13 protein-coding genes are annotated in these 12,136 nt (G+C 38.7%); 3 read left to right on the forward strand and 10 right to left on the reverse strand.

Going from position 1 to position 12,136, the window contains the following annotated elements:
* Window positions 1-28 precede the first annotated feature (28 nt).
* Window positions 29-1,699 (forward strand): formate--tetrahydrofolate ligase, encoded by a 1,671-nt coding sequence (locus tag DFR58_RS11600; protein ID WP_114298013.1) that lies wholly within the window; start codon window positions 29-31, stop codon window positions 1,697-1,699.
* A gap of 3 nt (window positions 1,700-1,702) precedes the next feature.
* On the opposite strand, the gene DFR58_RS11605 is transcribed toward DFR58_RS11600, so the two are convergent.
* The 9 genes from DFR58_RS11605 to DFR58_RS11645 form a co-directional block, all read right to left on the reverse strand.
* The gene (locus tag DFR58_RS11605; RefSeq protein ID WP_114298014.1) at window positions 1,703-2,689 is read right to left on the reverse strand and encodes a CotS family spore coat protein; all 987 of its coding nucleotides are present in this window, start codon (window positions 2,687-2,689) and stop codon (window positions 1,703-1,705) included.
* A 304-nt stretch (window positions 2,690-2,993) separates the two neighbouring features.
* Window positions 2,994-3,248: a hypothetical protein gene (locus DFR58_RS11610; RefSeq protein ID WP_114298015.1), complete on the reverse strand. Its 255-nt coding sequence runs from the start codon at window positions 3,246-3,248 to the stop codon at window positions 2,994-2,996.
* Between the two features lie 240 nt (window positions 3,249-3,488).
* The gene (locus DFR58_RS11615; protein ID WP_114298016.1) at window positions 3,489-4,424 is read right to left on the reverse strand and encodes a thiamine pyrophosphate-dependent enzyme; all 936 of its coding nucleotides are present in this window, start codon (window positions 4,422-4,424) and stop codon (window positions 3,489-3,491) included.
* A gap of 11 nt (window positions 4,425-4,435) precedes the next feature.
* Window positions 4,436-5,620 (reverse strand): pyruvate ferredoxin oxidoreductase, encoded by a 1,185-nt coding sequence (porA, locus tag DFR58_RS11620; RefSeq protein ID WP_114298017.1) that lies wholly within the window; start codon window positions 5,618-5,620, stop codon window positions 4,436-4,438.
* Window positions 5,621-5,639: 19 nt separating this feature from the next.
* Window positions 5,640-5,960 (reverse strand): 4Fe-4S binding protein, encoded by a 321-nt coding sequence (locus tag DFR58_RS11625; protein WP_114298018.1) that lies wholly within the window; start codon window positions 5,958-5,960, stop codon window positions 5,640-5,642.
* Entirely contained in the window at window positions 5,957-6,535 is a 579-nt protein-coding gene (locus DFR58_RS11630) for a 2-oxoacid:acceptor oxidoreductase family protein (RefSeq protein ID WP_114298019.1), read from the reverse strand. The genes DFR58_RS11625 and DFR58_RS11630 overlap by 4 nt, the downstream gene beginning before the upstream one ends.
* Window positions 6,536-6,841: 306 nt before the next feature.
* A complete protein-coding gene (locus DFR58_RS11635) occupies window positions 6,842-7,114 on the reverse strand; it encodes a pro-sigmaK processing inhibitor BofA family protein (RefSeq protein ID WP_114298020.1) in 273 nt (90 codons plus the stop codon).
* A gap of 23 nt (window positions 7,115-7,137) precedes the next feature.
* Window positions 7,138-7,473, reverse strand: a complete 336-nt coding sequence (locus tag DFR58_RS11640; RefSeq protein ID WP_114298021.1) for a YaaL family protein — start codon at window positions 7,471-7,473, stop codon at window positions 7,138-7,140.
* Between the two features lie 167 nt (window positions 7,474-7,640).
* Complete coding sequence (locus tag DFR58_RS11645) at window positions 7,641-8,231, reverse strand: NUDIX hydrolase (RefSeq protein WP_170138137.1); 591 nt, start codon at window positions 8,229-8,231, stop codon at window positions 7,641-7,643.
* A 342-nt stretch (window positions 8,232-8,573) separates the two neighbouring features.
* On the opposite strand from DFR58_RS11645, the gene DFR58_RS11650 reads away from it, so the two are divergent.
* Window positions 8,574-10,439 (forward strand): VanW family protein, encoded by a 1,866-nt coding sequence (locus DFR58_RS11650; protein ID WP_114298023.1) that lies wholly within the window; start codon window positions 8,574-8,576, stop codon window positions 10,437-10,439.
* Between the two features lie 72 nt (window positions 10,440-10,511).
* On the opposite strand, the gene DFR58_RS11655 is transcribed toward DFR58_RS11650, so the two are convergent.
* The gene (locus tag DFR58_RS11655; protein ID WP_114298024.1) at window positions 10,512-11,021 is read right to left on the reverse strand and encodes a hypothetical protein; all 510 of its coding nucleotides are present in this window, start codon (window positions 11,019-11,021) and stop codon (window positions 10,512-10,514) included.
* A gap of 233 nt (window positions 11,022-11,254) precedes the next feature.
* Between DFR58_RS11655 and DFR58_RS11660 the strand changes: the two genes are divergently transcribed.
* Window positions 11,255-11,776 (forward strand): hypothetical protein, encoded by a 522-nt coding sequence (locus DFR58_RS11660; RefSeq protein ID WP_114298025.1) that lies wholly within the window; start codon window positions 11,255-11,257, stop codon window positions 11,774-11,776.
* The last annotated feature ends 360 nt before the right edge of the window (window positions 11,777-12,136 follow it).

Here is a 12,136-nt window from a genome sequence, read left to right on the forward strand (position 1 = left end):
CCTGTAAAAATAAGGAGATAAATTCAAAATGACGACAGACATTGAGATTGCTCAAAAATGCCGCCTTAAACCTATAGATGAAGTTGCGGGAGTATTAAATATCGCTTGCGATGAGTTGGAGCTGTACGGAAAATATAAGGCTAAGCTTACCGATAAAATCTGGGACAGAGTTAAGGACAACAAAGATGGCAAACTCATTCTTGTTACCGCCATAAATCCCACTCCTGCCGGAGAAGGCAAAACAACAACAACCGTGGGGCTTGGGCAGGCAATGTCCAGAATAGGAAAAAATGCCGTCATTGCGCTTCGTGAGCCGTCACTTGGACCTGTTATGGGTGTTAAAGGCGGAGCTGCCGGAGGCGGGTATTCTCAAGTAGTTCCAATGGAGGATATAAATCTTCACTTCACAGGCGATATGCACGCAATAACATCAGCAAACAATTTATTGTCCGCTGCCATAGATAACCATATCCAGCAGGGCAATAAGCTTAACATAGACCCTCGCCAGATTGTCTGGAAAAGAGCTATGGATATGAATGACAGGGCTCTTAGAAATATTGTGGTAGGTCTTGGAGGAAAAGCAAACGGCTTCCCCAGGGAGGACGGCTTTAATATAACGGTTGCCTCGGAGGTAATGGCAATACTATGCCTGTCTTCAGGCTTAAATGACCTAAAAAACAGACTGGGAAGCATAATAATAGGGTATACATATCAAGGCAGTCCCGTCACCGCTAAAGACCTTGGAGTAGCGGGAGCAATGACAGTGCTGTTAAAAGACGCTATAAAACCAAATCTGGTTCAAACCCTAGAGAATACTCCCGCATTAATGCACGGCGGCCCCTTTGCTAATATAGCACACGGTTGCAATAGCGTAATGGCCACACGTCTGGCTTTAAAGCTCTGCGACTACGTAATAACTGAGGCGGGGTTTGGGGCTGATCTTGGAGCGGAAAAGTTTTTCGATATAAAATGCAGATGCGCAGGCCTAAAGCCCGATGCGGCAGTGCTGGTAGCAACTATTCGCGCTCTTAAATTCAACGGAGGGGTTAAAAAGGATGCTCTAAATGCCGAGAATGTTGAAGCCCTAAAAAGAGGGATTGTAAATTTGCAAAAGCATGTTGAGAATATTAAAAAGTTTGGAGTTCCTGTAATAATAGCAATAAATCACTTCCATACCGATACCGAAAATGAAATAAAATACGTTGAAGACTTTTGCAAGGATATGAACATAGAAGTCTCCTTTTCTGAGGTTTTTTCCAAAGGGGGCCACGGAGGAGCCGATCTGGCAGAAAAGCTGGTAAGGCTGACAGACAAAGAGCCATCACATTTTCAGCCCTTATATGATGTAAACCTTACAATAAAAGAGAAAATATCAATTATAACCAAAGAGATTTACGGCGGAAAAGATGTACTGTATACCGGATCGGCCGAAAAATCCATAAAGAAGATAGAGGAAATGGGAATGGATAAGCTGCCCATATGTATGGCTAAAACCCAGTATTCACTTTCCGATAACCCAGCTCTTTTAGGAAGACCTCAGGGCTTTGATATAACAGTGAGGGAGCTTAAGCTCTCAGCAGGCGCAGGCTTTATAGTAGCCGTCACAGGTGAAATTATGACTATGCCCGGATTGCCGCGGATACCTTCGGCAGAAAAAATAGACATAGACGAAAACGGTGTTATAACAGGGCTTTTTTAAGCCTTAGCATAGCACCTCGTAATTTTCCAGAAATTTTTTGTGGCACTCAATTTCATCAATGACCTCCTGCATTTTAAATACAAAGCTTTTTTCAGACCAGCTTCTTTTACTGTTATAATACTTATTAACCACCCTCCAGAACTTTTGGGGAAATTGAAGCATTATTTTCATTATTAAAAGCTCCTCACTCGAAATTTTTTCTACGGTTCTATAGCTGTCTACAATTATTTTGGCCTCGTTTATATCCCATTTGCACTTACGCATTTTTCTCCTTATGAGATTGGCAAGGTCATAGACCTTAAGCTCGAAGCAGCAATAATCAAAGTTTATTAAAAAAAACTTCTCTGCACTCTGCAAAATGTTATGGTGAGTAAAATCATGGTGGCAAAAAATTCCCTGCTTTCTTGAGTTATCGGCGATTTGTTCATATTGGGAGTTCAAAAGCATACTTATGGCATCCTCTCCAAGGCAGTTAAAATAGTCAAAATGCTCTAAAAACATGTAATCGAATTTAGTTCTTCCCTTCTTTGCAACCTTTTTAAGCTTTTTAATTTCCTCAAGTCTTTTACCGAAAAAACACGGCAGCTTTCCAAGATCATCCCTGCTTTTACTCCCCTCTGGGGGAACGTATCCCATAGATGACTTATGCAGGCTTCCAAGCATAACAGAAGCTTTTATTACATCATCTGTATTATCAAAATTGCACTCTGAGCCTTCAATTACCTCACAGGCAGTATAATTAAAGCCATCTATGCTTGAGTAGGGTAAGCCCTCCTCATTGCATAAATATCTGTCCAGATTTTTAAATCCGTTATTATATAAATGCTCCTTAGCTCCATATATAAATAGAATTCTTTCTGCTGACAGCAAGCTTTTTTTTAAAAATATTTTGCCTCTCTGAGTATTTAGTAAATATCCGTCTTTGTAAGGAACAGAGCTCTTTACCTCCAGATTATACTTGCATGCCAATTCCCTTTCTCTGTCTTGCATAATTAACCTCCGGCAGTTATGAAATGAAAGTTGCATAAGCACTTTAGCGTGTTCTTTAATAATATATGCTAAGTCTATTTTACATAGAAGAATAAAATTAGCGCTTTAAGCTTTAAGAAGTTTTATCAGGCTATTTAATACAGACAGAAATGCCGAAAGGATTCGGACATTTTATAAAAGCTAAAAACATAAATATGCAAAAGCCTGCCCTGACATCCTGTAGCGGAATCAAAAAGGGCAGCCTTATATCATAGACTGGATGTGATTAGTCCTTACTTCATCTTGAAGAAAATTTTTATTTTCATTATCCCACAATAAACTTACTTGGATGAGTTATTCGGCAGTCGTTAATAAAAAGCTTATTCAGCCTCTTTCGAAGCTCTATATCTATAACAATGTTTTTCTTTTCAATATTTAAAACATCATTTATGAATTTAAACTTTATGTTGGTTAAATTACGGTACTGATCAACACTTATAGCCTTCTTTAACGAATATTCCTGACATATTTCCAAAAACTTTATTGTTTCCTTAATCAATCTGCTTAAAAGGTAATCCATATAAAAAATCATCCCTTTCATTATTTATCCAGAATGCTGTCAGGTTTTCCCAAGCTGTAATTATTTAATAATTAAGTATATATTTATTTATATAACGATATATTATTACAGATTGGATTCAATGTCAATATATGGTATGGTATAAAATAATATATTGGCAACTTTATTTAAATACAGGTTGAAAAAAGAAGGGGCAACCGTTAACCCCTTCTTTGTATCAAGCCTTATCTTTTTATATTATTAAGCCTTTCCTGCAAGCTTCAGCAAGGCTTCCCATCTCTTATCGACTTCGGCCTGTATCTGCTCTATCATGTACTCGTTTCCGGCCTTAAAAAGATGCTTAAATCTCCCTTGAGCCTTTAAAAAGTCTTTGACAGGAAGTTTATTTTTGGGAATATAATTAACTGTATATTCCCCGTCTATAACCTCATACAGCGGCCAGAAGCAAGTCTCAACAGCCAGCTTGTTAATATCCATTAAGTCGGGAGTATTGTACCTCCATCCTCTAGGACAGGGAGCAAGCACATTCATGAAAGCAGGTCCCTTGGTATAAAGAGCCTTTTCAGACTTTTCATAAAGATCCTTCATATTGCCTATAGCCGCAGTCTGGCAAACATACGGAAGATGGTGGTTAGCCATAACCTCTGTAAGGTCTTTTCTTACCTGCATTTTACCGGGTATTTTCTTTCCCGCAGGGGAAGTAGTCGTATCGGCAAATTGAGGAGTAGCAGAGGATCTCTGAATACCTGTGTTCATATATGCTCCGTTATCGTAGCAAACATAAACCATGTCATGCCCTCTCTCCATAGCTCCTGACAATGACTGCAAACCTATATCGTAAGTTCCTCCGTCACCGCCGAAGGCTATAAACTTTGTCTCTCCCTTTAAAGTCCCTTTTTTCTTCATTGCAACATAAGCCGCTTCCGCGCCTGATACTGTTGCGGCAGAGTTCTCAAAGGCATTATGAATAAAGGAATCCTTCCATGACGTATATGGGAAAAGAAATGATGAAACCTCAAGACATCCTGTAGCACTTCCTATAACAGCATGATCCTCAGGCTTTAACGCTCTGAGTATCTGCCTGACTACTACGGGAGCACCGCAGCCCGCACACATTCTATGTCCGCCGGTGAATCTCTCCGGCTTCTTAGCAGCTTCTTTCAAATTATAAGCCATTATCACACCTCCTATTCTCTTACTCCAAGGTAATTATATGCAGAAGTTACCTTGCCTGTATTTGCTGTATCCAACAATGCACTGAATACCGATTCCAAATCCCCGGCCTTTACGTCCCTTCCGCCTATACCGTATATATAGTTTAAGACCTTAGGCCCAAAAGCTCCAGCCTTATAAAGAGCACTTGTTACTTCAGTAAAGAGAGGTCCTCCCGCATCATTAAAGCCGTCGCACTTATCCATTACCGCTATGGCTTTAAATCCTGAAAGGGCTGCCGCAATTTCGTCCACAGGGAAAGGTCTGAATACTCTCAGCTTGATAAGTCCAACCTTTTTGCCCTCTGCCCTCATCTGATCCACAACATACTTCCCTGTACCGGCAGACGAGCTGAGTATAACCATGCAAACATCCGCATCTTCTGTTTTATATTGCTCAAAAAGCTCGTATTTTCTTCCTGTAAGCTTGTAAAACTCCTCAGAAACCTCAAGTATTACTTTCTTAGAGTTCATCATCGCCTGGGCCTGCTGCCTCTTATGCTCAAAGCAGTGCGTAAAGTGGTCAAGCGGACCTACCGCAATAGGGTTTTCCCTGTTTAAAAGATAATTCTCGGGATTATATTCTCCAACAAACGCTTTAACCTTGTCATCCTCAAGCAGCTCTATGTTTTCAACTGCGTGAGAAGTAATAAAGCCATCCTGACAGACCATTACAGGGAGCATAACATCAGGGTGCTCTCCTATCCTGTTAGCCATAAGAGTATTGTCATATGCTTCCTGGTTATTTTCTCCGTAAAGCTGTATCCATCCTGAATCTCTGGCACCCATAGAGTCACTGTGATCGTTCTGGATGTTTAATGGGCCTGAAAGTGTTCTGTTAACACAGGCCAGAACTATAGGAAGCCTTGAGCATGATGCTATATAAAGGCATTCCCACATAAGAGCCAACCCGTTAGCCGAGGTAGCGGTCATCGCCCTTCCTCCCGCAGCCTGAGCTCCTATACAAGCCGACATTGCGCTGTGCTCTGATTCAACAGCTACAAATTCCGTATCTACGGCACCGTCAGCCACAAATGTCGAGAAGTATTGAGGTACTTCTGTTGACGGAGTTATCGGAAAAGCCGCAACAACGTCAGGATTTATCTGTTTCATGGCAATAGCTACCGCTTCATTGCCACTCATTCTTTCTCTAATACCCATTTATAAATTCCCTCCTCACTTACTTGCCTTCTTCTACAAAGTCAATGGCTTTAAAAGGACAAACCTTTACACATACGCCGCAGCCCTTGCAATGGTCATAGTCAAATTCTATTCTTTTGCCGTTCTCATCTACAAGAATTGAAGTATCCGGGCATACAGGGTAGCACAGCAGACACTGCTTGCACTTTTCCTGAAGCCATATAGGCTTCATTGAACGCCAGTCGCCTGTTTTAAATAATTCAGCATTTCCGGCATAGGGAATCATGCCGCCCTCCGATATTTCCTTCCAGGTACAGCTCCCTGCCTGAATTTTTGTTTTTTCAGCAGCGTTATTACTCATAGACCCTTCACCTCCTGCATAGCCCTCTCAAGAGCCTTTACGTTTCCGTCAACAACCTCTGGTTTTTTTGCAAATTTGTGTTTAAAGGACTCAACCATATCTTTTAAAAATTCATTCTCTTCCATTACGCCGCTGACCTTAACCACTGCGGCAAGCATAGGAGTGTTGGGGAAGTATTTGCCGAGAGTTTCAATAGAAATGGTTCTTGCATCAATAGTACATACTTTTCCTTTATATCCTTTAAGCAAAGGCCTTACTTCTTCGGGAGCCTTAACGGTGTTAATGATAATCGCCCCTTCTTCCTTAAGACCCGCCGTTACGTCAACAGCCTCCAAAAGCGTATCATCTACTACAACCACATACTCAGGATCATAAATATTACTGTGAATAGAAAGCCTTTCATCGCTTATTCTGTTATAAGCGGTAATAGGCGCTCCCATTCTTTCGGGACCATACTCTGGAAAACCCTGAATATATTTTCCCGTATTAAATGCCGCATCAGCAAGCAGCAAAGATGCTGTTTTTGCACCTTGTCCACCACGCCCATGCCATCTAATCTCAACAATCTTTCCCATGGGGTAAACCTCCTCTTTATAATTAATTTTAATATTATTAGCTAAAAATCTTAGGCTTACTAAATTTATGCTAAACTCAAATAAAAGTATACTTGTTTGTTTATTTCTTGTCAAGTCGAAACTAAGCGTGAGAATGCCCATATATACACGAAATTTTAATTATACGTTTGTTCTTTGTATACAATAATCCTTATAAATTCATGTGCGCGTGATACCTGTATACAGACAAAAAAAATATGCATAAATAAACGTCCGGCATATATTATTTGCCAGACGTTCAAAATCCTTCATGACAATTTGATTGTACTATATGTTAAAGATAATTTTAATTATAACAAGAAATATTACACCGGGTACACCAAGAAACCCTACTGTTAATGCAGATACTATATTTAAAGGAAGGTGGTATCCGAATGCGCTTCCTATAAAATTGATAAGAGCCAGCACGATCCCCCCTATCACAGCATTAAACACCAGCTTAAAAATTATTTTAAGAGGAATCAAAAAGACTCTTCCAAGTATAAATAGAAATATTATCCCTACAATATAAGCAAACAATACTCCGTAATCCACACTCATACACCCACATTCCCCTCGTCGGTTTATTGAAAGGTTTGCTGCTTAAAGTCAATGCTATCTATTCTAATGCCTTTTTCCTTGGCCTTTTTTATGTAGTATTCATATTTTACCTGACATGCCTTGATTCTGTAAGCATAATAGTCTACCAGCTCACTCTCGTCGGCATTTTCAAAATTTATATTTGCATTAATCCAATCCATCTTGGCATTCCTGATGCTTTGCAGCAGCTCTTCGTTTTCATTCGGGACATTTTCAGGTACCGCCTGCGGTGCTTTAAAGCTGAATTTTCTTAAAATTCTTGCAAATAAGCCGCCTTTATTCAGTTTTACATTATAATTTTTTTCAGGATTAGGCTGCATGTAAATTCTCCCTATACTTTATAAATATATTAAAAGTATAAGCATAATTTACCATTTATATGCATTGCCCAGAAAAATTTCAGATAGATATTCAACGGGTTTTAATTTTGAAAGATAAGCTTGTTGGTTATGAAAGAAAAAGAAATATATAATTGAATTTGACTGTCTTAATATTCTTTTGACCTCAAATATTCATATATCGCATTTGTTGTGGCATATCTAAACTTTCCCCAATCGGACCACTTTCCCACAATATTATTCAGTAAACCGGCAACCTCCCCCAATTCATCCACCGTAACCTCTTTTATTTCGCTGACCTCATTGTCACTGGCATCGATAAGAAGCCTTCCTCCCATTTCCTCCAATATAAACAGATAGGAATAAAACATAATAAATTTATTTTCGTGCTCAAACCTTATTTTCAACACACCCGCAAAGCTGCTCACTTTAACATCTATACCCAGCTCCTCACGGGTCTCTCTGAAAACAGCTTTTATAATATCCTCTCCATACTGTATCCCTCCTGTAGGAATTCTGAATATACCCTTGGGATACTCCGAGCAAGTGACTGTGATAATCTTATTGTTTGGCCTTAAAACACAAAACACTACCTCCCCGCGCCTATCCTTCTCAATGGATTTTTTCATTTTATTAAAAAAGCTGCTGTTTATATATTTTATTGTAATGTCCTGAGAACACGGATCCGTACCAAGCTCTTCACATATTTTAAGCAATTCATTCCGATTAAATGTATTCATCTCTACTCTACCTCCCCCATGAGGACATATGTCCATTCATAGCTATATATTATTACCTTTATATTAATACTTTTTTATGGCTTTTTCTATAACCTTGCACAATTCTTAATTTATATGTAACAATACTTAGATAGCAGCAACAAATTATATTTTCACATCGCTTAATATAAATATATTGTGTTTTTACTATAAAATTGCGATAATATAGATATGCTTTATATGGAACAAAAAAATTTTTTTTACGTCATATTTGTTTGGGTAAAGAAATTCTGCCGTCGTTCATGAAGCATTTATTTAAGAAAATACCTACAAAAGGCATTATAAATTGGAGTGTTTATTTAAATGGAGACAAGTGTGCAAAACATTGAACCACAGAAAAAGCAGGCCGTTAAATTTATTTCCCGAAAAGTTATCGTAATATCGCTGATAACTTTTATTTTACTGATGCTGGCAATAACTGCACAGTTAGGCTATACTCTTTTAAATTCAGACAGAGTATATAAGGGCATATATATTAATGATATTTATGCCGGAAATTTATCCAAGGAAGAACTGACTGAGACTTTAAATCTCAAATATCAAAAAAATCTTGAGGAATTGGAGCTTAATATAGTATGCAAGGGAGTTTACAACAGCCTTCCATTTTCCTCCATAAATGCGGCCTATGATGTAAAAGTCGCTGTTGACTCAGCTTTTAATATAGGCAGAGAGGGAAGCCTTCTTAGCAAGCTGGGGGATATATTTAAGGCGCGCCATAATGGCATAAAGCTTTCCATACCTGTTTTGTTCAGTGAAGAAAAGGCAAACGAGGTTATACAGTCCATTTACTCTAAAACTCTTGTTGATGTTAAGCAGTCCGATTTTTCCATACGGGAGGATAAGCTGATAATAAGGCGGGGGCATTCGGGAGAACGCATAGACAGAATCGCGGCACTCCGGGAATTGACCGAAAGCATAAAAAACCTTAAAACAGACACTCTAAAAATACCTGTTGAAACTGTCTACCCCGATGCTATAGACGTTGACGGGCTGTACGGCAAGGTAACACGCAGGGCACAGGACGCATCCTTCAAGGTGGAAAACAATAAGCTTGAAATCATACCTGAGGTAATCGGCATAAGTGTGGATAAGAGCAAAATAGCCCAGGCAGTTTCCGAGCTGGAAAAGGGACAGTCCTCCGAAAAAGTTGTGCCACTAACAACCGAAACGCCTAAAATAACCACTGCTGATGTTCACTCACGTTTGTTTAAGGATAATCTTTATACAATGAAGACTCATTTTAATACAAATACCGAAAATAATTTAAACAGAAGCCAAAATATAAAAATAGCGGCTTCTAAAATAAACGGTATAATTCTTGCACCGGGTCAAATATTTTCCTTTAATGAGACCGTTGGAAAAAGGACAGTTGATGCGGGCTATAAGGATGCATACATATATAAGTCAGGCAAGGTGGTAAGTGACCTTGCCGGGGGTATCTGCCAGGTTTCCTCAACATTATACAATGCCGTATTGCACAGTGATCTTGAAGTGGTGGAGCGCAGAAACCATATGTTTTCAGTAGTTTATGTGCCTGAAGGAAGGGATGCCACTGTTTTTTACGGCAGCACAGATTTCAGATTCAAGAACTCTACAAAATGGCCCATAAAAATAGATAGCCAGATAACCAAGGACAATTACCTTGTCTTCTCTCTTAAGGGTACAAATGAAACTCCCGGTAAAACGGTAGAGTTTACATCCTCCAAAAGGAACGAGAAGCCTTTTACTACCAACTATACCGACGATCCTAATCTCCCCGAAGGCACTACCAAGGTCATTCAGGAGGGTCATAACGGGGCTATCATAGATACCTTCAAAACCGTAAAGCAGGATGGAAAAGTCATTGAAAAGATAAAGATAACCACAAGTGTCTACCAGCCTCTGGTGGAAGAGGTGGTGAGGGGAACCAAAAAGGTTCAACAAACTCCCTCAAATAAAGACCCTCTAAACGAAGGAAATTCCGTTCCGAATAGTGAAGGGCAGAATGGAGCTTCAACAGATACAGACCCTGCACAGAATTCTGAGCCTGATAGCTTTTTGCCCGATGCAGAGTCAGACTCTGCCGATAATGCCGGAGATCCGGAAGGTATTCCCCTTGACCAGCTTCCCAGGCCCGACATGGATGATAGTGCCATTAATGACCATATCAATACGGAAGATGTAATTTGAGTATAATCAATTAAACAGAGAGAATTCCTAAAAAGCTTGCGGACAGGATTTCTCTCTGCTTAAGACTTTGTTTTAATAGCTTTTTATCTTTGACGCACCATTATTTCTAAGAATTGAAGATACACTGTCTATTTTATCCTCATCTGTCTTCATGCTGAACAGTATCTTTCCAGATTTTATGTCTTCTTCGTACTGCCTGCTTTCATTCTCAGGAATACCTAAGTCTACGAGTCCTCCCACTATCCCTCCTGTTACCGCACCTGATATCAGACCTGTTATAGGACCCGCTGCCGCAATTATTCCAAATCCCGGTATCACCATGCTTCCCGCTCCTATAACAAGTCCCGCAAGTCCTCCTAAGATACCTCCTGTGACTACTCCGTCAGATATGTTATCGTTTACCTGTCCGTCATTTCTTCCCATGCTTGCCCCTATTCCCCCCGGCTGATCCATCCCTTGTTCCTCTCCGTGTTTTGCCACGATAGATATGTCGTCGGTTTTCAAGCCCCTGTCCTTTATCTTCCTCGCGGCATTCTCGGCATGATCATACTTATCAAAAACAGCTACAAGTGTCCTCGCCATATCGCTGCTCCTCCTTTGTGATTTTATTATTTACTACTATATTTTTAGTTAATATCTCTTTATTTATTCTCAAGGACATGCTTAAAGTGTCCGGCGGCCTTTCTGAATTTTATATTTTCAGACCTCTGTATTTAAAAAAATAAATATATATCAAAAAAACTTGTCATTTAATGTATATTTAATTTATAATGTAGAGGTAATTTATCCTATTATTTAAAACTGGGAGTATTTTTATGCCTTCTCAAAAATTTATGTTAGTTCTATTTTTATTAGTAGTACTGCCTTTAGTAATTATATTTGCAAACCATGATGTTTTTTTTACCTTTGTATCAATTATTATCGTTGCAGATTCTTTCAAATTTATAGCATTTATATTTTTAGGTAATGCGAATGATCCTGAAGAAAATAAAGCTTCGGACAAAAACAATATGTCCGAAAAGCGGGATCTCAGCGACAATGACTCTTTAGATTTCAAAAGGTTTGATATAGGAATTCATATCACAAGAAATCTTATTGTAATATTATTTTACATATACTGCTCATTATATATAAACTTATTTATATTAAAAATACTGACAGCGTTGATAATCTTATATCTTATATATGGAATAAATGTAATTATTGCAAGCCGCAGCTTAATATCCTTCAAAAAAAATGTAAAGCTTGACACAGCAGCAAAGTTTGCAGTAAGAATTATCTCAATATTTATTATAGCCGCTGTAGCTTATAATAAGTTTGTGAAAAATGTTTTATAATACTTCAGTGTCTAAAGGTTAGAGTACAAAAACGTCTTTTGCCTTTAAAAGCAAGAGCATTCGTGTACTTTAGAATGTACAACGCAGAGGGTTTTTGCAAGAATTATCTCCACAAGTTGCAGTTTTTTTATTTTTTTTTATAATTTCTATTGAATGTAGCACATCAGCATGTTATAATTATAGCACTAAATATGTACATTACGTCAAATGTATTTGTTTATAATGCGGATAAGCATATTTTTTGAATAATTTTAGAGTGCGAAGATGTACTCAAAGGTTTTTCCAAGACATACTCAATGAAGAGGGCAAGCGTCTTTGTTGTTATGTCTTTTTTGTATCCCAAATTTAAGGATACGCGGT

Source organism: Anaerobacterium chartisolvens (assembly GCF_003337415.1).
In the GTDB taxonomy this organism is placed as follows: domain Bacteria; phylum Bacillota; class Clostridia; order Acetivibrionales; family DSM-27016; genus Anaerobacterium; species Anaerobacterium chartisolvens.

Excerpts from the sequence above, each read along its gene's own strand:
- DFR58_RS11625 (WP_114298018.1), bottom strand. The coding sequence starts at position 5,960 with ATGAGTAATAACGCTGCTGAAAAAACAAAAATTCAGGCAGGGAGCTGT.
- DFR58_RS11615 (WP_114298016.1), bottom strand. The coding sequence starts at position 4,424 with ATGGCTTATAATTTGAAAGAAGCTGCTAAGAAGCCGGAGAGATTCACC.
- DFR58_RS11630 (WP_114298019.1), bottom strand. The coding sequence starts at position 6,535 with ATGGGAAAGATTGTTGAGATTAGATGGCATGGGCGTGGTGGACAAGGT.
- DFR58_RS11645 (WP_170138137.1), bottom strand. The coding sequence starts at position 8,231 with ATGAATACATTTAATCGGAATGAATTGCTTAAAATATGTGAAGAGCTT.
- DFR58_RS11655 (WP_114298024.1), bottom strand. The coding sequence starts at position 11,021 with ATGGCGAGGACACTTGTAGCTGTTTTTGATAAGTATGATCATGCCGAG.
- DFR58_RS11600 (WP_114298013.1), top strand. The coding sequence starts at position 29 with ATGACGACAGACATTGAGATTGCTCAAAAATGCCGCCTTAAACCTATA.
- DFR58_RS11640 (WP_114298021.1), bottom strand. The coding sequence starts at position 7,473 with ATGCAGCCTAATCCTGAAAAAAATTATAATGTAAAACTGAATAAAGGC.
- DFR58_RS11610 (WP_114298015.1), bottom strand. The coding sequence starts at position 3,248 with ATGGATTACCTTTTAAGCAGATTGATTAAGGAAACAATAAAGTTTTTG.
- DFR58_RS11635 (WP_114298020.1), bottom strand. The coding sequence starts at position 7,114 with ATGAGTGTGGATTACGGAGTATTGTTTGCTTATATTGTAGGGATAATA.
- DFR58_RS11605 (WP_114298014.1), bottom strand. The coding sequence starts at position 2,689 with ATGCAAGACAGAGAAAGGGAATTGGCATGCAAGTATAATCTGGAGGTA.
- porA (WP_114298017.1), bottom strand. The coding sequence starts at position 5,620 with ATGGGTATTAGAGAAAGAATGAGTGGCAATGAAGCGGTAGCTATTGCC.
- DFR58_RS11660 (WP_114298025.1), top strand. The coding sequence starts at position 11,255 with ATGCCTTCTCAAAAATTTATGTTAGTTCTATTTTTATTAGTAGTACTG.
- DFR58_RS11650 (WP_114298023.1), top strand. The coding sequence starts at position 8,574 with ATGGAGACAAGTGTGCAAAACATTGAACCACAGAAAAAGCAGGCCGTT.